A 22,428-nucleotide genomic window follows, 5' to 3' on the forward strand; every position below is an offset into this window, starting at 1 on the left:
TCCAAAAATGGAAACAAGAAGGGAAGATATATATGGGGACTAGACAAGAGCAGCTTCATCTAGGGGCATTCATTTATTATACAGGTCATCATCACTATGGCTGGCGCCGCTCGGATTCAGGAGCTGAACAGATTTTTGACTATAAGTTTTACCGGTCCATCGCACAGACAGCTGAACGAGGCAAGTTTGATATGATGTTTCTGGCTGATCTTCTCTATGTAATGGGTGCTGATCAATCGGCTGCAGGGATGCTGGACCCGCTAACGCTCCTGTCGGCATTGGCTACGGATACAGAAAAGCTGGGTTTGACCGCCACGGTGTCGACTACCTATAACGAGCCGTATAACGTAGCTCGAAAATTTGCCACATTGGACCATATCAGTGAAGGCCGCGCAGGATGGAACATCGTGACCTCCCAATTGGATGTGGAAGCAAATAACTATGGACGAACAGAGCATCCTGAGCATGGGCTTCGATATAAAATGGCCCGGGAATTTGTCGAAGTAGCCACTCTGCTCTGGGATAGTTGGGAAGATCACTCCTTAATTGTGGATCGGCAGGCTGGACTATTTGCGGACCCATCTAAATTAAAGGAAGTTTCATATAAAGGGCAGTGGTATTCCACCCAAGGTACGATCAATGTACCTCGTTCGCCGCAAGGATACCCTGTACTCATCCAAGCTGGATCATCCGGACCGGGACAGGATTTTGCTGCCAACTATGGTGAAGTGATTTTCACGGCCCAACAGTCTCTGAATGCTGCGAAAGAGTTCTATAATAACGTCAAATCCAAACTCGCTCTATATGGACGCGAACAAAGCAGTATGAAAATAATGCCTGGTTTATCACCGATTCTGGGTAAGACGGAGGAGGAAGCTCAGAGGAAATATCAAGAACTGCAGGAGTTGATCCCTCCGGCGGCTGCAGTTGGTATGTTATCCGGGATGCTTAAGTTTGACCTTTCGGAGTATCCTGTTGAAGGCCAGTTGCCTGACATTCCAGATCCCGTAGAAGCTTCCAATGGCATGAAAAGCCGGGTACAGCTGATTATGGACATGGCACGAAAAGATAAGTTGTCCATTCTCGAGCTGGGTCGGAGGCTGATAGGGGCAAGAGGGCACATGCAGTTTGTGGGGACCTATGAACAATTGGCTGATTTGATGCAACAATGGTTTGAAGAATATGGTTGCGACGGATTTAACATCATGCCACCCGTTCTGCCGGGAGATTTGAATGAATTTGTGGATCATGTGGTGCCGATTCTTCAAGCACGTGGACTCTTCCGTACGGATTATACGGGCAGCACGCTTCGTGATCATCTTGGGCTGGATCGCCCGGGTATAAGTCATTTTCAAAAAGAGAAGACGTTAGATAAGACCTCCATAACAATATGAAAACAGCTGTTTCAGTCTGATTTTCAATTGCTGGTCTCCCTAATGAAGAAAGAGAAAAGAAGTCGCCTATTGGCGGCTTTTTTTCGTTTGGGACGATATAAGTTCTTGTTCCCAAATAAAAAAAATTCATTTCTTTAAAACTATTTTCGACTCTCAGCTGTCTAACATGCGAAACAACATACAAAGTAAGCTTTATTAAAAATGCGGCAATAATCAAAATATACAGTCGCAACGGGGGTGGACAAACTGAGTAAGGAAAGTACAGCACTAACTGAACAGCAGTTCAGTGATCGTCTGGAGGCATGTAAAGAAAAGCTTTATCGCTTCGCGTTCTCTTATGTGAAAAATGAACAGGAAGCCTTGGAAATTATATCTGAGGCATCTTATAAAGGTTTTCTATCTTATGAAAAAGTGAAAAGTCCTGATTATTTTGAAACCTGGATGACCCGGATCGTCATCAACTGTTCTCTGGATCACATCAGACGAAAGAAGAAATACACGTATATGGAAGACAGTACAATACCGTTTGCAGCCGAGGAGAGTTCCATGGGGCTTGAAGAGCAATGGGATTTATACGAAGCACTTGATCATCTGCATCCCGAAGATAGGGCATTTATCGTTTTGAAATTTTTCCAAGATCAGCGATTCAAGGATATGGCGGAGGCACTGTCCCTGCCGGAAAGCACGGTGAAGACCAGGTTCTATAAGATCTTAAACAAACTCAAAAAACATCTGACCAAGGAAGAGGTTGATTTTACATGACAGGAAAAGAACGATATGAACAGATTAATATCCCATCCGGCCTTTCCGGAGTTATTCAGCAAGCCCGGCAGCGCGCACGAAACCAAAAGCGTAGAAAAATGATGATCTGGCGTAGTTCATCCCTGGTTGCTGCCTGTGCTGCAGTGATGATAACAGCTAACGTTCCAGGTGTAGCCAAGGCATTATCCGATGTACCTGTTATAGGTTCTGTCGTCAAAATTTTGCAAGTTGGTGGTGGCGGGGAGCGCACAGATGGGGTTTCGGTTACAACAACCAAAGAATCGGATACACTAAACATTAATTTTCAGATCGATGGTGAACAGATCACCTCTGCTCCATCGTATACTGTGGATCACAAAGAAGGGCCGAATCGTCTGATCTTCACCTTCAATGGGGTACGTCATCTGGATTATGACAAGTTGGAGAAGGATATTAAAGCACTTAAGAATGTAAAAGATGTCTATCAAAATATCATTTTGGATGATTCCGCGATTGGCTTTGTGGTTGAACTTAAGGATGATGTCGATTATTCCGTGTCAGAGTATCAGCAGCCTGGATATATTCAATTGAAGCTTTCTTCCGACGGGAAGTCAACGCAGTCGCATAAACTTTTCTTCGTACGGAGCGAAGACATGGAGCAGGGTGAAGCATTGGCTATGTTGGCTGAACAGTATTCTGCCGATGGCAGCAGCGTAGTGCAGACCCAAAATGGGAAATTCACCGTCGTTATGGGTGCCTTTGAGAATCGTGCAGATGCAGAGAAACACCTGAAAGAATTTACTGACCGGGAAGACTACAGTGAACCACTGCATGTCGACAGCTGGGGGAGTAATGAAAATCCTCAATAATGGAAGAAGCCTGCCCTAGCGCAGGCTTTTTTTGTTGTAACTATGAGATGTGGAGATGTGTAATCTTACATCGTTGTCAGTATTGTGTAAGTTTGATCGATAGGAGCTGAAGTGGCCTTAATATACACTTAAAACAATTCAACGCACTACATTCACACCTTTAGGAGGCCAAACAATGAAAAGTGCATATGCGGATCTACTGAAAATATTAAGTAAAAACAAGCTATCTATTCGGTTGAGGAAATCATTCGGATGTACCGAGATACTTGGGCTGAAATAGATTTAACGCAAATTCGCAAAAATATCATAGAGATCCGCAAATTTCTACCACGTTCGACCAAACTAATGGCCGTTGTTAAAGCAAATGCATACGGCCATGGAGATATCGAGACGAGCAAAGAAGCAGTAGAGGCAGGCGCGGATTATTTAGCGTGTGCCTTCATTGAAGAAGCCATCCGCCTAAGGAATGCGGGCTTAAAACAACCGATTCTTATTTTGACTCCGATTCGTCCTGAACTTGTACCTTTGGCTCTGGAACATAATTTGATGCTTACCGTTACACAAGCGTCTTGGTTTCAGGAGATGAGAAAATACAAGCCTGTTCACACCATGCATAAGTTATCTGTGCATGTGAAAATGGATACTGGACTTGGGAGAATCGGTATACGCACGCAAGAAGAGTGGCTTGAAATGGTTCCGTGGCTCAGAGCACCAGATGTAGTAGTCGACGGTTTCTATACTCATTTCGCGACAGCAGGCGAGGCAGACAACCGTTATCTACAGCTTCAGATTCAACGCTTCCTGGAAATGAAAGAGTGGAGCAGTATTTCACGGATTCCAATCAATCATTACCACTGTGCGGGAAGTGTGGCAGCACTTCGATTTCCGGAATTGTGCATGGATATGGCTCGAATAGGAGCTGCAATCTATGGCTTTTATCCGGAAAAATTAGTACCTAACATCCAACTAAAACCAGCATTCAGTTTACACAGTAGACTCTTGCAAACGAAAAGATTAAAAAAAGGCGAATATGTGGGTTACAACAATGCTTATCAAACAGACTCAGATCAATGGATCGGAACAGTGCCTATCGGCTATGCCGATGGATGGTCGCAGAGAATGCAAAATACGGAGGTGTTGGTGGAAGGGGTTCGTGCAGAAATTATAGGGAAAATCTCCATGGATCAATTGATGGTCAAGCTTCCCATGTATTTTCCGGAAGGATCAAAGGTGACCTTCATTGGCTATTCAGGTGAGCAGGAAATTCCGATTCAGGTACTGGCCAATCATATCGGTGGTGTCTCTCAAGAAATAACGAGTTCCATCACGGACAGAGTGTTACGAATTTATAAAGAAGGTGGGGAAGTTCATCATGAATTCACGGGAAGTCGTACAAAAACATATTGAAATCAGCGTAAGTAACGAAGAACGGTTTCAAGGACACTTAGTTTTAATAAATGATCAAAACCCAATCAGAAGGCAAGTACAAGTCCATCAACTAGAGTCACTGGATTCCTTGCCTTCAATAAAGAAGTTAAATAAGGAGATGCTTCTGGAGAAGCAGTGTTTCAATCAATTTCATGCTCTGCTTAAAGCTTGTGGGGGGACGGATGAAATTGTCGCCGTCAGCGCATATCGAACAAAAGAAGATCAAGTCCAGATCTATCAAGATTGTTTGATAGAACAGGGTTCGGAATATACTTCCAAATACGTTGCCTTGCCTGACCATAGTGAACACCAAACGGGGTTGGCTATCGATGTGGGTAAATTGAAATCGAATATCGATTTTATTGCTCCTTCCTTTCCGGACACGGGCATTTACAAGTCCTTCAGACAACATGCCATACAATTCGGTTTTATCCTTCGATATAAACAAGAAAAAGAATCGATCACTCGTATTGCTTATGAGCCCTGGCATTTTAGATATGTAGGATATCCCCATTCCAAAATCATGGAAGAAAACAAGCTATGTTTAGAGGAGTACATCGATTTTGTACAGCAATATCGGTACTCTGGAGAGCAGCTTACAATTAAAGAAAAGGACATGACAATCCAGATATATTATGTTTCCGCGGATAAAGGGACATCTAGCCATATCCCGATCTTGAGCTGTGATTCTTATCGCATATCAGGAACGAATCGTGAAGGATTCATTGTTACGACTTTCTCCAAAAATTAAGTTATAGCAATAAGGATGATCTAGATTCATATCACATTTTAGGAGGCTTTTACGATGCAGAAGAAGTCGATTGCGGTATTGTTTGGCGGATGTTCAGGGGAGTATAACGTTTCTTTGAGCTCAGCCGCTTCAGTGATTGAAAATTTGGATACCGAAAAATACAATCTTGTGTTAATTGGAATTACAGAACAAGGTTCTTGGCTCCGATATAGTGGAACGGTTGAGGATATTCGCAATGATCGATGGCATTTGCATCCGAGTTGTAACCCATCCTTTTTCTCGCCGAGCAGAGAAGTCAAAGGACTCATTGAGCTAGTTCATACGGAACATCATGTAACAACGATTGATGTTGTGTTTCCAGTGCTTCACGGCAAATACGGTGAGGATGGAACCCTGCAAGGATTATTGGAACTGTCGGGTATACCGTTTGTTGGATGTGGCATGTTATCCTCTGCGTTATGTATGGACAAGGAACTGGCTCATAAACTGGTGCAGGCAGCAGGCATAGATACGCCGTGTTCCCTTACAATACATAGGAGTGAACGGATGGAAGAAGTGTTATCAGAAGCAGAAGCACTGGGCTTCCCACTCTTTGTTAAGCCGGCTAGATCAGGATCATCATTAGGCATATCGAAGGTGAACAATAGGAAAGAGTTGATTACTGGAATTGAACACGCCTTCATACACGACAGCAAAGTTGTCATTGAGCAAAATATTAATGGTTTTGAAGTGGGGTGTGCTGTATTGGGCAATTCTGATCCCAAAATCGGCATGATTGATGAGATTGAACTACAGGGGCACTTTTTTGACTTCTCGGAAAAGTACTCCTTGATCAGTTCGAAGATTCACTTGCCAGCCCGCATTAATGAGGACACTGCAATAAAGGTTAAAGAGAGTGCCTTGACTATTTATAAAACGCTTGGGTGCAGAGGGTTTGCGCGAGTAGATATGTTCCTGACCACTGACGGAAGAATTGTGTTTAATGAAGTTAACACGATACCTGGTTTCACGTCGAATTCCCGCTATCCTAACATGCTCCAAGCTAGCTGCATGACTTATGCAGATATTCTTAACCAGCTCATAGAGCTTGCCATTGATGAGAACTGAGAGCGGCCAAATGGAACATAAAACTGAAAAGAAATATTTGATTACCCATTGTGTAATAATACATAATGGGTAATAGTATTATCATGAAGGAATGAAGACTAAATCTACCCTAACAGAAGGGCGGGCATTATTTAGCGATGAATAAACCAAGTTTGCGTGATATCAAAAGAGAGGCAACCACCAAAGCGCTGGCCAGCGCAGCGTTTGAACTTGCGGTTGAGCGGGGATTGGATGGATTCATTATCGATGATCTCGTTCAAAGGGCTGGGTACTCCAGAAAAACGTTTGCCAACCATTTCTCTTGTAAAGAAGAAGCGGTAGCCATGGCGGCAATACTTACAACAGACCATTACGATGACGAGCCATTCAATGAAATTACACAACAAAACATACTGCCGTTGGATGCTCTATATGTATTGATAAAGAGATCACTAACCGCAGAGTATGTTTCTAAAATGCGTCAACTCGTATCGCTTTCCAAACAGTACCCGACGCTAGAACCCTATCTTCTCAGCGTGCTTTCTCGTTTGCAAGCTACGGCTCAGGAAACACTAACCGATTTATCCCAGGGACGGTATCCCCAAGGATACTCCCATCTTCTTTCGGGGGCTGTATACGGCGCTGTCCTTGCGATATTCGACGGAAGTATCAACGTGCTGCTTTCAGGGCAAGGGACAACAAATTCTCCTGGGGAGATGACGTTGGATCAATATTTGGATGACATGTTCAACTACTTGCGAATCGGATTTTAGAAAACTCCTGAAAGGATGGGGAACATGATGAGAGTTACAACTAAAATGATTGACAAACAATTAAGAGTGAAAGGCAAACTGATTGATTTATTAATGAAATCTTCTCATGAAGAAAAGTGGCTTAACTCGATGAGGAAAATCAAAAAAAGATCGGATTCAACAGCGGGGAAAGACATCGACGGTTTACAGTGTAGTGAAGAATGGATACCACGTACAAGTGATGGCTCCAAGATACGTGTTCGAATTTATAAACCTCTACATGCCAAAGGTAATGCGCCAGGTGTTCTTTGGACACATGGAGGGGGATATGCCATGGGAAACCCGGAGCAATTCGGGGCAACCTACAAAAAATTAATTGATGCAGGGAACTGTGTAGTCGTTGCACCAGATTATCAATTATCGATTGATGCTCCCTATCCAGCAGCGTTAGATGATTGTTATGATACCCTTTTATGGATGAAAGGCCATGTGAAAGAACTTGGGATTAGAGAGGATCAACTCATGGTAGGCGGAGAAAGCGCTGGAGGGGGTCTAACCGCTGCACTTACTCTTTACGCCAGAGATAAGGGAGAAGTAAACATTGCATTTCAAATGCCGCTGTATCCCATGATCGATGATAGAATGATTACTGAATCCGCTAAGGACAATAATGCCCCCATTTGGAACTCTGATTATAATCAGTGGGCTTGGAAATTGTATCTTGGCGAATTGGTAGGGAAGGATGTACCTCCCTATGCGGCTGCTGCCCGAGCTACCGACTACAGCAATCTTCCTCCGACAGTCACTTTTGTTGGTGATTTAGAACCGTTTCGAGACGAAACGATTCAATATGTAGAAAACTTAAGAAAAGCAGGTGTACCTGTTGATTTTGAACTCTACAAAGGCTGCTATCATGGCTTTGATATCATTCAACCCAATGCAGAAGTGAGTAAAAAGGCAGTTTCAGTTTTTATTCAATCATTTAAATATGCAGTGGATCATTATTTTGCTGAGCAGACAGCGAAATAATGATATTAAAAGGCGGACATTCCATAGCATAGGAATGTCCGCCTTTTATAAACGAATTCTTGAATTATTTATCTATTCAACTTAAACCGTTGCTGCAACGTGCTTTTCACGAGCAATCTTGGTTGCATCAACCATGTTGCGCAAGGAAGCGACGGTTTCTTCGAGTCCACGAGTTTTGAGACCGCAATCCGGATTAATCCAGAACAATTTAGGGTCCAGCACACGCAAGGCGCGTTCGATCATGCTTGTCATTTCATCCACACTTGGAACACGTGGGCTATGGATATCGTATACGCCAAGTCCAATACCCAGTTTATAAGTGTTCAACTCAAAGCTGTGAATCAGTTCACCGTGACTGCGGGATGTCTCGATCGAAATAACATCGGCATCCATCGCTTCGATGGAATCAATCATGTCATGGAATTCGCAATAGCACATATGTGTGTGAATTTGAGTTGTGTCTTGAACCGTGCAAGTAGAGATACGGAAAGCTTTGACAGCCCAAGCCAGATAATCGGCTTGCTCGTTTTCCTTCAACGGCAGTCCTTCGCGAACCGCTGGCTCATCGACCTGGATCATACCAATACCTGCTTGTTCCAACGCTTCGACTTCTTGTCTCAGTGCATACGCCAATTGATATGCGATATGCTCGCGCGGAATGTCTTCCCGTACAAATGACCAGTTCATGATGGTGATCGGTCCAGTCAGCATACCTTTTACAGGACGTTGTGTCTGGGACTGTGCATATTTGGTTTCTTCAACGGTCATTTCTCCGGTAAATGCAACGTCTCCGAAAATAATTGGTGGTTTTACGCAACGGGAACCGTATGATTGAACCCATCCGAATTGTGTAAAGGCAAACCCTGCAAGTTTTTCGCCAAAGAACTCTACCATGTCGGTACGCTCAAACTCACCATGTACGAGAACATCGATCTCGATCTCTTCCTGAATTTTGATCCAGATATCAATTTGATCCCGGATGAAGGCAGCATACTGCTCATTGTTCAACTCACCCTTACGCCACAATTGACGTGCTTTACGCACTTCTGCGGATTGTGGGAAGCTGCCGATAGTCGTTGTCGGGAAAAGTGGCAATTTCCATTTGTTCTGCTGCGCGATATGACGCTCGGCAAACGGTCGGGAACGTTCCGGCTGTTGAACGCTGAGTGTTGCCACGGCTTCTTGAACAGCAACACGATTGCGCTCTTCGGATTGCTGGAGAGCCTGGATCGTACGATCGGAATTTTCAATTTCAGCGATGATTCCAGCATTTCTTGAAGTCAATGCTTTCGTCAACAGAACGATCTCGTCCAACTTTTCATCTGCAAACGCCAGAGCATTTTTCAGTTCGGATGTGAGTTTAGTTTCACGCTCTGTCGTTACCGGAACATGAAGCAAACTGCATGAGGATTGCACGATTAAACGTTCAGGTGTCACGAGTTCAGCCAGTTCATCCAACAGCTTCAGTTTTCCTGGCAAAGAGGCTTTCCAGATCCCACGGCCGTCAATAACCCCAGCACCCAAAACTTTATCCGCTGGGAAACCGGACGCTTGAATGGACTGAATGTTACCCGTAGCTCCATGTACAAAATCAAGTCCGATACCTTGAACCGGTAGGGCAACAATGTTGCTATAGTTCTCTACGGATTCAAAGTAGGTTTGCAGCATAATGTTCAGACCTGGTACAGCAGATGCAAACGTCTCATAAATTTTACTCAGCAGCTCTAGGTCAGCATCACTTGTTTTGGTAACGAGGATTGGCTCGTCAATCTGTACCCACTGAACTCCTTCATTTGCAAGCTCTTGAAGCACTTGTACATAGAGCGGAAGCAGGCGGTCCAGCCAAGCGTTCGTTTCGGATTTATCATATCCTTTGGACAGCTTCAGGAAGGTCAACGGTCCGACAAGAACCGGTTTTCCTTCAATACCGAGCTTCTCTTTAGCTTCGCGATAAGCAATAAGTGGTTTATTTTCCGTAAGGGCAGGGGAAGCACCGTCCAGTTCAGGCACGATATAGTGATAGTTCGTGTTAAACCATTTTGTCATTTCACTTGCTGCTGCATCTTTCGTTCCCCGTGCAATTCCGTAATAGACGGACAAAGGTACAGCGCCACCGTCATATGCAAACCGTTTTGGAACAATTCCGAACATAACGGCAGTATCCAGAATGTGATCATAGTAACTGAAATCATTGACAGGAATAAGATCGATACCTTTTTCTTGCTGCTTGCGCAGGTGATCTAACCGAATCTCCTGCAATTTTGCTTGAAAATCTGTTTCTTCGAGCTTACCTGACCAGAATGCCTCCAAGGCTTTCTTCCATTCCCGATCCGCACCAATTCGTGGATATCCCAATACACTGCTTTTTGCCATGACGTAAAACTCCTCTACAATATGTTACCAAAAAGTTATCACATATCCGGAGTTATAATGTAATTCCATTAAGTTATATCTAGCTATAGCCTATGGCTATACCAAAAAGAGGTTGAGAAAACCGCTGTCGATTCAGACTGGGTTAATCGATCGTTTTAGTATATAATGACGTTTGATTCAGAAAGGAGAGGTATCCATAATGCGCGGAATAGGGGCATTCACAGGTTCAAGGCATTTCCGATTGAATGAGGTTACTGAGGGTGTATTTGCTGCGATTGCAGTTCCCGGTACAGGTTCATTGGGCAATGCCACAATAGTTGACTTAGGCGATGAAACGCTAGTTGTGGACACATTCACGACGATACAGGCTGCAGAGGATTTGCAGGCAGCCGCTGAGTACCTCACGGGTAGAAAGGCTTCTTATGTAATCAACACGCATTGGCATAGTGACCACACATGTGGCAATCAAGTATTTGTCCCTGCAGCACAGATTATTTCCACATCGATTACTCGCGAAATTATGGATACTTTTGTTAGGAACAGGATAACGCAGCAGTTGGCAAAACCTGAAGCGATATATGATGCTATAGACGAACTCGATGAACAAATACAACGAGAGACAAACGAAAAGTTAAGACAGGAAATGCAATGGGATAATGCCAGTGACCGTGAATATATGAAGATGCTCCCCGATCTGGTATATTCATTACCGAACTTAACGTTTGATCAGCACATGACTATTCATGGCAGTAAGCGCAGTGTTGAACTTATTACTTTTGGCGGAGGTCATACTCAAAGCGATGCCCTGGTGTTTATTCCGAAAGACAGAATTGCGATAATGGGGGATCTGGTCTTATCTAAACATCATCCGGTTCTCATGTATGCTAATCCTCAGCAATGGCTGGATATTTTGAACAAAGTCGAACAGCTGGATATAGAAATCATCGTACCGGGGCATGGAGAAGTATGTTCATTGAACGCACTACATGAAGTCAAAGACTACATAACGGATCTATTGGAAATTGTGACCGATGCTGCTCAAAGAAACCAAAGCTTGGACGAAATTACTGTACCATCAGCCTATCAGGAATGGTTCTTCACTACGTATTTCAAGTCCAATTTGCAAAGCATGCATGAGTGGATCAAGAAAAGTGGTAAAAGTTGAACCTGACTCGATCCGTTATTGTCCTCACATCATACTTATAGTTTTTAAGAAGTCGCCCTATAAGGCGACTTTTTTGTTTTGATCCTTCTCAGCAGGTACTATTCAGGATCATGGTTGTTAAGAAGATAGACTCATAATAGAGACTCCTTAACAAATGTTGGGGAGCTTTTTTTTCGTTTTTTCAATCGTTTTTTATCTCGATTAGAAGGGACAGCTATACTTGATGCATAATAATGATAACTAGATCATTGTTGAACTGGAAAATGTGGAAAGGGTGATTTGATGGGTGTACCTACTTTTCTTGAAACAGGTCATATGACTGAAGGTTTTCCAATCAAGGTAATTCATACCGAGGAACAGTTTAATTTTGCCGCACACTGGCATGAAGAGGTTGAATTGGTTGTAGTCAATGGGAAAAGCGCGAGAATTGGCATCAATAACCATGTATTTGACCTTGAACGCGGAGATGTGCTGCTTATTAAACCGGGAGACATTCACTGTTTCTTGCCAGGTACAGATCATTTAACTATTATCCTGTTTCGGCTGGAGTTATTAACGGGAAGCTTCACAACCGAAAAAGAAACCCATGACCTGGGTGAGCTTTTCAACAAAACGACGGTCATCCCGTCCAACCTTTGTAATGAGAAAAATCTTGGGAAATATATAGATGCTTTAGCGAATGAAGAGAAAGATCAACAGGCGGGGTATCGCTGGTTAATGGTTGCCAGATTATATGATCTCATCGTTCATATGCTGCGCACAAAGGCACCGATTACAGATGAATTAACTTCAGGATGCCTTTGTACGCCTTCCAAAAAGTTTGAATTTCTTGAATCGGTCTGTGAATACCTGGAGGAGCACTACGCTGAACCCGTCAAACTGGATCAAGTCGCAGAGCACATTAAATTCAGCAAGTTTCACGTATGTAAATTGTTTAAAGAGATCAAAGGAATCACACTGATGGAATACCTGAATCATTTTCGAATAATCAAATCAGAATGGGCGTTATTGTTTCGCGACGAATCTATTCTGGATATTGCCATTGGTCATGGGTTCAACAATGTGAACTCATACAACCGTCTGTTCAAAAAATATAATGATTGTACCCCGTCCGAATTTCGCAAGAAGCATCGTACAAATATCACAACATATGAAGGATGATTCACAATATTTGGGGAGAAAGCCTTCTCCAAAATCCATATACTCTAATAAATTGTAAGCGTTTCCTTTTTGAAGGAGGGGGCCCATGAAGAAGTTTAAGCTTAAATATATCTCCATGATTGCACTCGTAAGCGCAGTGTTAATGGTGTCCGGCTGCCAACCAAGTGGAGCCAACCAGTCCAAGCAGGAGGAAATCACCGTCTGGAGTTTTACGGATGAAGCAGGTTATGCTATTGAAAAATTCGAGGAGAAATATCCTAACATTAAGGTGAATTTTGTCAATATTCCGGGCAATTTCTACATCACCAAGCTTAAGTCTGCACTACAGACAACGTCTAAGGCTCCGGATGTGTTTATGATCGAGAATGCAAATATAAGAGAGCTAATTGATGTGCCTTATCTGGAGAATTTATCGGCAGCACCGTATAACGCCAATGAATTAATTCCAGAGCAATATGCTTTTGTGCAGGCTAATGAGAAGGATAGCGAAGGAAATATTAGAGCGATCGGTTATCAGGGAACGCCTGGAGGTATTTATTATCGGAGAGATCTGGCCAAAGAATATTTGGGTACGGACGACCCGGAGAAGGTAGCGCCGCAAATTGATACATGGGAGAAGATATTCGAGATTGGAGAGAGAGTTGAGCAGGAGAGTGGAAATAAAGTTCATGCCCTTGCCAACTGGAATGCGATATCCAATTCATATGATGGTATCCCTTGGGTTAAGGATGGGAAGTTAGTCATCGATCCTACTTATATGAAGGTGCTTGACCTTGTTCGTGAAGCCCGTCAGCGGCATGTGCTTGCAGAGTTGGATGATGGTAGTGCCGGATATGCGGCTTCGATGCAAAAAGGCCAAGTGATGTTCTATCCGGGAGCAACCTGGGCGTTGCAATACACCTTTAAGGCGAACGCTCCGGATACCGAAGGATTTTGGGGTCTCGCGCCGGGGCCATCCGCTTTTAGTGCCGGTGGAACTTATATTGCGATGTACAGCAAAAGTGACAAAAAGGATCTGGCCTGGAAGTTTATTGAGTTTTATAACTTTGATCATGAATTTCTCTCTGGGCTGGCGAAGGAACAGGACTATTTCACAAGTAACATGGTCGTGAATGATCAGCTTGCGGGATCTGTATCTTCAGCGTATTTGGGAGGGCAGAAGCATTTTGAGTTTTTCTCGGAAGCAGCCAAGCAGGTTCCTGTATATGAGCGAACCAAATATGATTCAACCATTAACAATGACATCTTCAAAAATGTTCTCCAGTTGTATCTCAATAATGACATTCAGACCAAAGAAGAAGCCGTAAAACGAATCAAGCGTGATGTCAAATTGAGATTTCCGGAGCTGGAAGTGGATTAGCTTAGAAGTAAGCGAATGCCTTTTAATCATCCGATGACTGGGGGTACAAATCATGTTTGCCAAGTCAATCCGCAAAGATCATTACGGATACTATTTCATTGCTCCGTTTTTCATTCTTTTCGCCATTTTTGGGCTATACCCCATTCTGTATTCTCTCTATATCAGCTTCACCAACTTTGATGGGATTACTACGCCAGACTTCGTCGGAATGGGTAACTATATTGCTGTTCTGCAAGATCCTTTGTTCTACAAGACATTATTTAATACTCTTTTTATCTGGGGTGTCTCTGTGGTCCCACAACTTACTGTTTCGCTTGTACTCGCCTTTATCCTCAACGACAAGTTACTTAAGGGAAGAGACTTTTTCAGAGCGGTTTATTTCTTTCCCAACATCGTTACCGCTGCATCATTGGGTCTGCTTGTGAGTCTGATCTTTGATTGGCAATCCGGCGGTTTAAATCATTTTCTGGTTCAAGTTGGATTTATCGATGATCCAATTAACTGGAAAAATGATCCTTGGTTTATGCGACTGATTGTTTCATCCATTCTGTTCTTTCAATACTTTGGTTACTCCATGGTCATCTATCTGGCAGGGCTGCAGGGTATTGATCCGGCACTGCAGGAAGCCGCTCAAATGGATGGGGCGAAAAAGAAACATATTTTCATTCATATCATCGTTCCAATGCTCCGTCCAATCATTCTATTTCAGATGATCACGTCCATTATTGGGGGTATTCAGATTTTCGATCAGCCGTTTACATTGACGAATGGAACGGGTGGTCCGGATCGTGCAGCCATGACGAGTATTATGTATCTGTATAATGTGGCATTCCAAAGTACACGTTTTGGTTATGGGGCGGCCATTGCATTCTGTCTGTTCATCATCATTATCCTGCTATCGGTCGTATCCTTCATGATGACGAAGCGCAAGAGCCGTGCATAGGGAGGGGGAAATGAAATGCCAACCGTCAAACCAGTCGAACAACAAAAAGTTACTCTACAGCAGTACGATACTGTGAGGCGTCTGACACTGGGCAAAGTCATTATTTATCTGTGTTTGATTAGCCTAGCCGTGCTCTGTATCATTCCATTTTATCTCATGCTCATCTATTCCACACATAATAATGCGACGATTGCATCGACATTTACGTTTCTGCCAGGCCCCTTCTTGCTGGATAATTATACGAACATGGCTTCCAAAATCAATATCTGGCGCGGGTTTGCCAACAGCTTTTTCATTGCCGGAACGTCTACGGTGCTATCTTTGTATATCGGTTCACTAACGGCTTATGGCTTCGCCAAGTTCAAGTTCAAAGGTCGCAACTGGCTATTCCTGTTCTTGCTTGCCACCATGATGGTGCCTGGGCAGCTCGCGCTGATCGGGATGTATCGTCTGTTCAGTACGTTAGGTTTGCTGGACAGCTATGCAGCGATCATTTTGCCGGCAGCGGCGAATGCATTTAATGTGTTTTTTATCAAACAATTTATGGAGAGCAGCATTCCAGACGAGATTATTGAATCTGCACGTGTAGATGGTGCAGGGGAGTTCCGCACGTTCAATCAGATTGTCTTGCCCATTCTGGGACCGGCCATATCGGCCCTTGGCATATTCACCTTTATCGGTTCGTGGAATAATTTTCTCACGCCGCTGGTCCTGTTTTTCTCCCTGGATAAATACCCGCTTCCGGTACTCGTTGCGCTGGTACAAGGATATTATGGAATGGATTACGGACTGTTGTATTTGGGTGTTGCGATCTCGATCTTGCCTATTATCATTGTCTTTGCGATATTCTCCAGACAAATTATAGGCAGCGTTGCATTAGGTGCGGTTAAGGGATAGCACGTGTACGGAAATAGTCGCCTTTTTGGCGGCTTTTTTTGTTGTTTTACATGATATTTCTATGTCGCTGGGCACTTAAATCATGGACATCGATGCCTGAAAATTGGTGGATTACCTTTTTGAAAGCCCTTTCCTAAATCTATGATATACTACGATATGACTGAATACTATGTACACCAAGATAGTCCCCTTATAGTTTGCCTTCACTTTACTTGCAAAGGAGATGTCATGATGTTTAATGTTCTTGTTGTTGACGATGAGTGCGTGCAAAGAGAAGGCATTAAGGATTTGATCTCTCACTACGGCTTTCCCTTTCAAGTATTGGAAGCCGAGAACGGAAAGAGCGCAGAGCGAATTCTGGTAGAGAACGCGATTGATATCCTCATCACCGACGTCAAAATGCCTCTTATGGACGGACTAGAGCTTAGCAAACAAGCCAGGAAAACGCAGCAGAATATAAAGATTGTGATCTGCAGCGGTTATGATGAATTTGAATATGCCCGCAGTGCCATTCGACTGGGTGTGGTTAATTATTTGCTCAAGCCACTGGTTAGGGAAGAGTTTCTACAGGTGATGGAGGATATCACGCAGATCCGTGCTTATGGCGGAGGTCCCGAACCGGAATCCGTGGAATCGAAGGTCATTCGACAGGTGAAGGATTATGTGAAGGATAACCATCAGAGAGATATTTCATTATCCGAGGCAGCCCACGATGTTTATCTATCTCCAGGGTATTTGAGCATTTTGTTTAAAAAAGAGACTGGGGAGAACTTCTCGAAATATTTGACCGATTATCGTTTGCGGCGTGCAAGCCATCTGCTGGCTCATTCGAATATGAAAATCAATGATATTGCAGGGGCCGTTGGCATCGACAATCATTCTTATTTTGCCAAGCTGTTCAGAAACAGGTTTGGCGTCAGTCCGTTACAGTTCAGAGAGTGCGGGGTGCTTCATGATCGGATGGATCAAGAGCAAATTCAATGATATCAGGTTCCGAAACAAGCTGCTGTTATCCCATTTGGTGATTGCACTCATTCCGATCCTTCTGCTTGGACTGCTCTCCTTCATACAGTCTTACCGTATTCAAATGAAGGAGTTGCGGAGCGAAGCTGTAGCGAGTCTGGAGCAGGTGGCCAACATTATGGATTATAAGATTAATCGCTACAATACGCTAAGTGAGTTCATGGTGCTTAACCGGGATTTATCACAAATATTTACGAAAGACTACGAAGATAATTATTATAATATGTACCTGGATTTCCGGGACATTCTGGAGCCATTGATTTCGAACATCCGGCTGATGGATGATGATATTGAAGGCATTACCTTTTATACATCCGGGGAGTTATTGGGGATCCGCAATAATATTTTGCCAATTGGGGATCTCAAGAGTAAGGCTTGGTATGACGGATTTCGAGGCAGGCGTTGGATTGTGGATGGGGAGAAGCTTTATCTCGTTCAGGAACTGATCAGCAATCCGAAAGACAGCAATTTTATGGTGATCTCCATTCAGCATGATAGCATCTTTGCAGATCTGGACAATCTGTCGGAACATGTAGCTGTTCATATTGAGGACGCGAAGCAGCATGTGATATTTCAGGAAAACCACAAGCGTGTTGCTGTGCCCGCAGGTTCGAAAGTTGGGGAGTCTGGCGATCTAAGTCTTAGCCGCTCACTCGCCAACAACGGCTGGACCATTCACTATAATCTGCTGAATACCAATGCGTACGCCAATGCAATGAGTATTTTTCAAATTACGCTGTTTGTCATCATCCTCAGCCTGGTCATTACCTTCCTGCTCATTTATGTCATCTCTAATAACTTTACGCAAAGAATTATCCATATCAAGAACAAGGTGGACAAGGTAGAGCGGAACAATCTGGATGTGATTATCCGGAGTTCATCCAGGGATGAATTTGGTGAGCTGACTAACGGTATCGGTAAAATGCTGACAAGGATCAACAGCCTGATCTCTCAGGTGTATCACGCCGAAATTGCCAAGAAGGAAAGTGAATATAACAAGTTGATTAGTCAGATCAACCCTCACTTCCTGTACAATACCCTTTCATTTATACGCTGGAGGGCCGAGAAAAAGGTGGATATAGAAACGAGTTATATGGTATCTGCATTAGCCCGTTTCTATAGAACAACACTAAACCAGGGGAAGAATATGGCCACCATTGAGGCTGAGGTGCAGCATATTAAAGCGTATCTGGATTTGCAGCTCATCATGAACGATGGTCGATTTGATGTGGATTACCATATCAATGACGAGGTATTACATACCGAGGTGATTCATTTTATTTTGCAGCCAATTGTGGAAAATGCCATCAAGCATGGTTTTGTGGAGGCAGATGCGATAGATTATCGCATTCACATTACAGTTAACCGGGTGGGAGAAGGGATTAAACTAACCGTTTGTGATAACGGTGTTGGCATGACGCCTATGCAGACGGCAGGGTTGTTAACAGGAGAGAACGGCGGATGTGGTGTTCGGAACGTTAATGACCGAATCAAGCTGTATTATGGTCGGGATTACGGGCTCGTTATTCATAGTGAGCCAGGCAGCGGAACGGAAGTGTCAATCGTCCTTCCTGCCACATGATTGCGTGTAGTTACATTAAAAACATAGCGTTAGTACGGAAGCGGTTGCTGTTGCGACCGCTTATTTGTTACTGTTATAAACTTTTAATACAGAGAAATAAAGTAAATTGGAGGTCATAAAAAAAGTGTTACATATCCGAAAAATGTGGCATATACGCCAATTGTGAAAACGCATACAATTTGGTTATCAAAAGCAAATCAGATAAAGGGGATGACAGAATGAAGAAGCGCAGTAAGATGGCTACGCTGCTGATCGGAAGCATGATGATAGCTGTAGTCAGTGGTTGTACCGGGGGCAATAACGAGAGTGCACAACCGCAAATTTCACAACAGGACTATGAACCTTATGGTAAATATGAGACACCCGTGGAATTTACGATTGGCCGAAATACCAATCATGTGAACAATCTGCCTGCCGGCGATACCATTGAAAACAATTTGGCTACACGCTATGTAGAAGACCGGGTGAACGTCAAGGCCAAGGTAGCTTGGGAAACAGATGATATGGATCAGAAGCTGTCACTCTCGATGACGACAGGCGACCTCCCGGATGTAATGCTTGTCAGCCGCGAAATATTTAATCAACTGGTGGATAACGATCTCATTGCCGACATGACAGAGGTGTACGAGAAGACAGCATCCGAGGGTGTTAAAAATATTTATGGTTCCTACGGAGATTTGCTGCTGAATCAGGTAAAGGTGGACGGTAAAATCATGGGTCTGCCTATGACAAATATCGGAAACCAGCACCAATTGCTGTGGGTCCGGAAGGATTGGGTGGATAAAGTAGGCGCGAAGCTCCCGGAATCCGTCGAGGATGTATGGAATCTCGCGAGAACGTTTGTGGAGAAGGACGTTTCGGGAACAGGCAAGACGGTAGGCATGGTCATGGATTCCAATGCGATGAACTTTACGCCGATCTTTGCTGCACACGGTGCCTTTCCGATGAACTGGATTCAGAAGAACGGTCAGGTTGAATATGGATCTGTTCAGCCTGAAGTGAAGCAAGCGCTGACAGAGTTGAGTGCCATGTATAAAGAAGGTTTGATTGATAAACAGTTTGCTGTCCGGTCGAGTGAAGAGAAGGAAGCTCTCGTCATCAACGGACAGGCCGGAATGGTGTTTAATCCATGGTGGATCGGCTACACCAACTACAAGGATTCCATCAAACAAGATCCTGAAGCAGTCTGGGTTGCCGTATCTGCACCAGTGGATGAAAATGGCAAGTTCAAGACGATCCGGCAAGATCCGGTGGGCGGTGGCATTGTCGTTGTGAAGAAGGACTTTGCGCATCCTGAAGCGATTATGAAATCAGTCAATTTAACAACGGATTTCCTGTACTCCTTAACGGAGGACGCAATCAATTACAAGAAAGAGCATGCTGACGAGTTGCTCACCGATGCAAGCCGCTGGAACAATGATCCTACCCAGATTCCGATGCAAGTGGATTATGACGATGTGCTAAAGCGGTATTACGATGATCTGATCAAGGCGGATGAGGCCGGAGATGCTTCCGCTGTTCAAGAAGATCGAATGGTTTCTTTCAAGGCCTATCAGGAATTCAAAGAGAAAGGTAATGCGATCGATGCAAACACCTATGGTGAATATCTCTCCCGGATCGAGGGACAGCGTGAGGCGAATAACCCGAATTTGGAAGTGATTCCCGCAGGCTTCTACGGAACAACCGAGACGATGAAGCTGAAGTGGGCGAATCTGCAGAAGCTCGAAGAGGAAACCATGCTCAAGATCATTATGGGGGAAGCCCCTGTAGATGAATTCGATAAGTTTGTCGACACTTGGAAACGTACGGGTGGTGACGAGATTACAGAAGAAGTCAACGAGATGAGCAACAGATAAGGATCGCGTGAGCTTAGGTGCGGAAGCCTGATGGTGGACTTCCGCACGGGCTTTCGTCGATAAAGCCTGTCCAATTAGGCACATGATGGAGGTGGAAAGGACAATGCCGCAAATGGAAACAACCGTTAATCAAGAGCGGGAAGTGCGTTACCGGAGCAAAAAGAAACGTAAAACCTTTGACGAAATGACCTATCATTTTATGCTGCTGCCTGGCATGATCATGCTGTTCATTTTCTCAATTGTACCGATGTTCGGGGTCGTGATGGCATTCCAAAAGTTCATTCCTGCCAAAGGAATATTCGGGTCAAAGTGGGCAGGGCTTTCCAATTTCACATATATGTTTCAACTGCCGGACGCGAAGCAGATTTTCATTAATACATTGGTTATCGCGGTTGGAAAGATTGCTCTAGGGTTGATTGTACCCATCGTATTCGCTTTGCTGTTAAATGAGGTGCGTCTGAAAGTATTCAAGAGTACAATTCAAACCATCGTCTATTTGCCGCATTTTATGTCCTGGGTGGTTCTGGGCACCATGCTGACCATGATCTTTTCTTTCGACGGCATGGTGAATAACTTCCTTGAGTTTCTCGGACTGGAGCGGATTATGTTTCTGGCGAGTAATGACTGGTTTAGGCCGCTGCTCATTGTGACGGATACGTGGAAGGAATTTGGCTACGGGACGATTGTCTATCTGGCTGCATTAACGGCAATCAACCCTGCATTGTACGAATCTGCCGCAATGGACGGCGCAAGTCGCTGGAAACAGACGCTGAATATCACGCTGCCGGGTATGTTCCCAACGATTATCCTGCTGGGTACGCTGAGTCTTGGTAATGTACTGAATGCGGGTTTTGATCAGGTGTTTAACCTGTATAATCCGCTGGTATATGAAACGGGCGATATTATCGATACTTTTGTATACCGTATGGGTCTGATCAACATGCAATATTCATTTGCAACAGCGATTGGACTGATGAAATCGGTGATCAGCTTTGTTCTGATCGTGATTTCCTACAGACTGGCTTCGAGGTATGCGGGGTACAGAATTTTCTAGGAGGGTTAGCATGATTCAATCCAAATCGCTCGGCTCCAGGCTATCCCGCCTGTTGATTATGTTTGCGTTAATTCTGATTACGTTCATGTCCTTGGCGCCGATTGTCAATACCATTATGGTGTCCGTCAGCAGCAGTACAGCTGTTAATGCAGGTCGGGTCTATTTTTTTCCAGTGGAGCTGAATTTCTCATCGTATGGCCAGATTCTGAATGATACGAAGTTTTGGAAGGCTTTTTTCATCTCGGTCGAGCGGGTGGTGCTTGGGGGAGCAATCAACATGTTTTTGACCATTCTCATGGCCTATCCGTTGTCACGAAGCGTCACACAATTCAGATCGAGAAACACATATATGTGGATTATTGTGTTTACTATGCTTTTCAGCGGGGGGATCGTTCCATGGTATATGGTCATCAGCAAGTTGGGGTTGATCAACAGCATTTGGGCGCTGGTTCTGCCGGGGGCAGTTCCTGTCTTTAATGTGATTCTCCTCATGAACTTCTTCAAGGGAATTCCAAAGGAACTGGAAGAGGCCGCATTTATTGACGGTGCCAGTCCGCTTAAAATTCTGCTCAAAATCTTCATCCCCATTTCCATGCCGAGTCTGGCAACGATCATGCTGTTTGTTATTGTTGGGCACTGGAACAATTTCTTTGACGGCATCATTCTGATTAACGACAGCTCCAAAATCCCGCTCCAGACCTATCTGCAGCAGCTCAGCCTCACACGTGATCAGATGCAGAATCTTTCGGTCGAACAGCTGCAGCAGTTCAATAAAATCTCCAATACAACGTTGAATTCTGCCAAAATTCTGGTATCCATGATTCCCATTCTGATGATATATCCTTTTCTGCAACGTTATCTAATCCACGGAATCGTACTTGGAGCCGTAAAAGAATAGTTCTGGTTATCAGCATCATCTGCAGTTCTGCCTGAGAAATATGGAAGGGGGTGAAGGAACACCGTC

19 protein-coding genes are annotated in these 22,428 nt (G+C 44.0%); 18 read left to right on the forward strand and 1 reads right to left on the reverse strand.

Going from position 1 to position 22,428, the window contains the following annotated elements:
- The first annotated feature begins 32 nt into the window (after window positions 1-32).
- From AC4PM4_RS02795 to AC4PM4_RS02830, 8 genes are all read left to right on the forward strand, one after another.
- Complete coding sequence (locus tag AC4PM4_RS02795; RefSeq protein WP_090806215.1) at window positions 33-1,394, forward strand: LLM class flavin-dependent oxidoreductase; 1,362 nt, start codon at window positions 33-35, stop codon at window positions 1,392-1,394.
- Window positions 1,395-1,631: 237 nt separating this feature from the next.
- Entirely contained in the window at window positions 1,632-2,156 is a 525-nt protein-coding gene (locus AC4PM4_RS02800; protein ID WP_491612695.1) for a sigma-70 family RNA polymerase sigma factor, read from the forward strand.
- Complete coding sequence (locus tag AC4PM4_RS02805; protein ID WP_491612696.1) at window positions 2,153-3,004, forward strand: hypothetical protein; 852 nt, start codon at window positions 2,153-2,155, stop codon at window positions 3,002-3,004. Before AC4PM4_RS02800 ends, AC4PM4_RS02805 begins: the two co-directional genes overlap by 4 nt.
- A 252-nt stretch (window positions 3,005-3,256) precedes the next feature.
- Window positions 3,257-4,411, forward strand: coding sequence for an alanine racemase (gene alr, locus AC4PM4_RS02810; RefSeq protein WP_491612697.1), 1,155 nt, complete (start codon window positions 3,257-3,259; stop codon window positions 4,409-4,411).
- Window positions 4,377-5,183, forward strand: a complete 807-nt coding sequence (locus AC4PM4_RS02815) for a D-alanyl-D-alanine carboxypeptidase family protein (protein WP_491612698.1) — start codon at window positions 4,377-4,379, stop codon at window positions 5,181-5,183. Before alr ends, AC4PM4_RS02815 begins: the two co-directional genes overlap by 35 nt.
- Before the next feature lie 54 nt (window positions 5,184-5,237).
- Window positions 5,238-6,290 (forward strand): D-alanine--D-serine ligase VanG, encoded by a 1,053-nt coding sequence (gene vanG, locus AC4PM4_RS02820; protein ID WP_491612699.1) that lies wholly within the window; start codon window positions 5,238-5,240, stop codon window positions 6,288-6,290.
- Between the two features lie 137 nt (window positions 6,291-6,427).
- The gene (locus AC4PM4_RS02825) at window positions 6,428-7,042 is read left to right on the forward strand and encodes a TetR/AcrR family transcriptional regulator (protein ID WP_491612700.1); all 615 of its coding nucleotides are present in this window, start codon (window positions 6,428-6,430) and stop codon (window positions 7,040-7,042) included.
- 24 nt (window positions 7,043-7,066) lie between these two features.
- Complete coding sequence (locus tag AC4PM4_RS02830; protein WP_491612701.1) at window positions 7,067-8,050, forward strand: alpha/beta hydrolase; 984 nt, start codon at window positions 7,067-7,069, stop codon at window positions 8,048-8,050.
- Between the two features lie 81 nt (window positions 8,051-8,131).
- On the opposite strand, the gene metE is transcribed toward AC4PM4_RS02830, so the two are convergent.
- Window positions 8,132-10,423 (reverse strand): 5-methyltetrahydropteroyltriglutamate--homocysteine S-methyltransferase, encoded by a 2,292-nt coding sequence (metE, locus tag AC4PM4_RS02835; protein ID WP_491612702.1) that lies wholly within the window; start codon window positions 10,421-10,423, stop codon window positions 8,132-8,134.
- 199 nt (window positions 10,424-10,622) lie between these two features.
- Between metE and AC4PM4_RS02840 the strand changes: the two genes are divergently transcribed.
- The 10 genes from AC4PM4_RS02840 to AC4PM4_RS02885 all read left to right on the forward strand — a co-directional run bounded on the left by AC4PM4_RS02840 (window position 10,623) and on the right by AC4PM4_RS02885 (window position 22,362).
- On the forward strand, window positions 10,623-11,588 hold the full coding sequence (locus tag AC4PM4_RS02840; protein ID WP_465116462.1) for an MBL fold metallo-hydrolase: 966 nt from the start codon (window positions 10,623-10,625) through the stop codon (window positions 11,586-11,588).
- Between the two features lie 282 nt (window positions 11,589-11,870).
- Window positions 11,871-12,749, forward strand: coding sequence for an AraC family transcriptional regulator (locus tag AC4PM4_RS02845; protein WP_063565080.1), 879 nt, complete (start codon window positions 11,871-11,873; stop codon window positions 12,747-12,749).
- 85 nt (window positions 12,750-12,834) lie between these two features.
- The gene (locus AC4PM4_RS02850) at window positions 12,835-14,109 is read left to right on the forward strand and encodes an ABC transporter substrate-binding protein (RefSeq protein ID WP_491612703.1); all 1,275 of its coding nucleotides are present in this window, start codon (window positions 12,835-12,837) and stop codon (window positions 14,107-14,109) included.
- A 52-nt stretch (window positions 14,110-14,161) separates the two neighbouring features.
- Window positions 14,162-15,052 (forward strand): carbohydrate ABC transporter permease, encoded by an 891-nt coding sequence (locus tag AC4PM4_RS02855; RefSeq protein ID WP_491612704.1) that lies wholly within the window; start codon window positions 14,162-14,164, stop codon window positions 15,050-15,052.
- Between the two features lie 15 nt (window positions 15,053-15,067).
- Entirely contained in the window at window positions 15,068-15,949 is an 882-nt protein-coding gene (locus AC4PM4_RS02860) for a carbohydrate ABC transporter permease (RefSeq protein ID WP_064638483.1), read from the forward strand.
- A 231-nt stretch (window positions 15,950-16,180) separates the two neighbouring features.
- Window positions 16,181-16,933, forward strand: coding sequence for a response regulator transcription factor (locus AC4PM4_RS02865; protein ID WP_064638482.1), 753 nt, complete (start codon window positions 16,181-16,183; stop codon window positions 16,931-16,933).
- Window positions 16,902-18,554 (forward strand): sensor histidine kinase, encoded by a 1,653-nt coding sequence (locus tag AC4PM4_RS02870; RefSeq protein ID WP_491612705.1) that lies wholly within the window; start codon window positions 16,902-16,904, stop codon window positions 18,552-18,554. The genes AC4PM4_RS02865 and AC4PM4_RS02870 overlap by 32 nt, the downstream gene beginning before the upstream one ends.
- 218 nt (window positions 18,555-18,772) lie before the next feature.
- On the forward strand, window positions 18,773-20,410 hold the full coding sequence (locus tag AC4PM4_RS02875) for an extracellular solute-binding protein (protein WP_064638480.1): 1,638 nt from the start codon (window positions 18,773-18,775) through the stop codon (window positions 20,408-20,410).
- Between the two features lie 184 nt (window positions 20,411-20,594).
- Window positions 20,595-21,464, forward strand: a complete 870-nt coding sequence (locus AC4PM4_RS02880; RefSeq protein ID WP_063565231.1) for an ABC transporter permease — start codon at window positions 20,595-20,597, stop codon at window positions 21,462-21,464.
- A 10-nt stretch (window positions 21,465-21,474) separates the two neighbouring features.
- On the forward strand, window positions 21,475-22,362 hold the full coding sequence (locus AC4PM4_RS02885; RefSeq protein WP_063565073.1) for a carbohydrate ABC transporter permease: 888 nt from the start codon (window positions 21,475-21,477) through the stop codon (window positions 22,360-22,362).
- Window positions 22,363-22,428 lie beyond the last annotated feature (66 nt).

Source organism: Paenibacillus sp. MDV22-iso6 (genome assembly GCF_058408365.1).

What these genes read in the sequence shown, in the direction of transcription:
- vanG (WP_491612699.1), top strand. Translation starts at nt 5,238, where the DNA reads ATGCAGAAGAAGTCGATTGCGGTATTGTTTGGCGGATGTTCAGGGGAG.
- AC4PM4_RS02855 (WP_491612704.1), top strand. Translation starts at nt 14,162, where the DNA reads ATGTTTGCCAAGTCAATCCGCAAAGATCATTACGGATACTATTTCATT.
- AC4PM4_RS02795 (WP_090806215.1), top strand. Translation starts at nt 33, where the DNA reads ATGGGGACTAGACAAGAGCAGCTTCATCTAGGGGCATTCATTTATTAT.
- AC4PM4_RS02865 (WP_064638482.1), top strand. Translation starts at nt 16,181, where the DNA reads ATGTTTAATGTTCTTGTTGTTGACGATGAGTGCGTGCAAAGAGAAGGC.
- AC4PM4_RS02870 (WP_491612705.1), top strand. Translation starts at nt 16,902, where the DNA reads ATGATCGGATGGATCAAGAGCAAATTCAATGATATCAGGTTCCGAAAC.
- AC4PM4_RS02805 (WP_491612696.1), top strand. Translation starts at nt 2,153, where the DNA reads ATGACAGGAAAAGAACGATATGAACAGATTAATATCCCATCCGGCCTT.
- AC4PM4_RS02860 (WP_064638483.1), top strand. Translation starts at nt 15,068, where the DNA reads ATGCCAACCGTCAAACCAGTCGAACAACAAAAAGTTACTCTACAGCAG.
- alr (WP_491612697.1), top strand. Translation starts at nt 3,257, where the DNA reads ATGTACCGAGATACTTGGGCTGAAATAGATTTAACGCAAATTCGCAAA.
- AC4PM4_RS02850 (WP_491612703.1), top strand. Translation starts at nt 12,835, where the DNA reads ATGAAGAAGTTTAAGCTTAAATATATCTCCATGATTGCACTCGTAAGC.
- AC4PM4_RS02815 (WP_491612698.1), top strand. Translation starts at nt 4,377, where the DNA reads ATGAATTCACGGGAAGTCGTACAAAAACATATTGAAATCAGCGTAAGT.
- metE (WP_491612702.1), bottom strand. Translation starts at nt 10,423, where the DNA reads ATGGCAAAAAGCAGTGTATTGGGATATCCACGAATTGGTGCGGATCGG.
- AC4PM4_RS02845 (WP_063565080.1), top strand. Translation starts at nt 11,871, where the DNA reads ATGGGTGTACCTACTTTTCTTGAAACAGGTCATATGACTGAAGGTTTT.
- AC4PM4_RS02880 (WP_063565231.1), top strand. Translation starts at nt 20,595, where the DNA reads ATGACCTATCATTTTATGCTGCTGCCTGGCATGATCATGCTGTTCATT.
- AC4PM4_RS02840 (WP_465116462.1), top strand. Translation starts at nt 10,623, where the DNA reads ATGCGCGGAATAGGGGCATTCACAGGTTCAAGGCATTTCCGATTGAAT.
- AC4PM4_RS02875 (WP_064638480.1), top strand. Translation starts at nt 18,773, where the DNA reads ATGAAGAAGCGCAGTAAGATGGCTACGCTGCTGATCGGAAGCATGATG.
- AC4PM4_RS02825 (WP_491612700.1), top strand. Translation starts at nt 6,428, where the DNA reads ATGAATAAACCAAGTTTGCGTGATATCAAAAGAGAGGCAACCACCAAA.
- AC4PM4_RS02830 (WP_491612701.1), top strand. Translation starts at nt 7,067, where the DNA reads ATGATGAGAGTTACAACTAAAATGATTGACAAACAATTAAGAGTGAAA.
- AC4PM4_RS02885 (WP_063565073.1), top strand. Translation starts at nt 21,475, where the DNA reads ATGATTCAATCCAAATCGCTCGGCTCCAGGCTATCCCGCCTGTTGATT.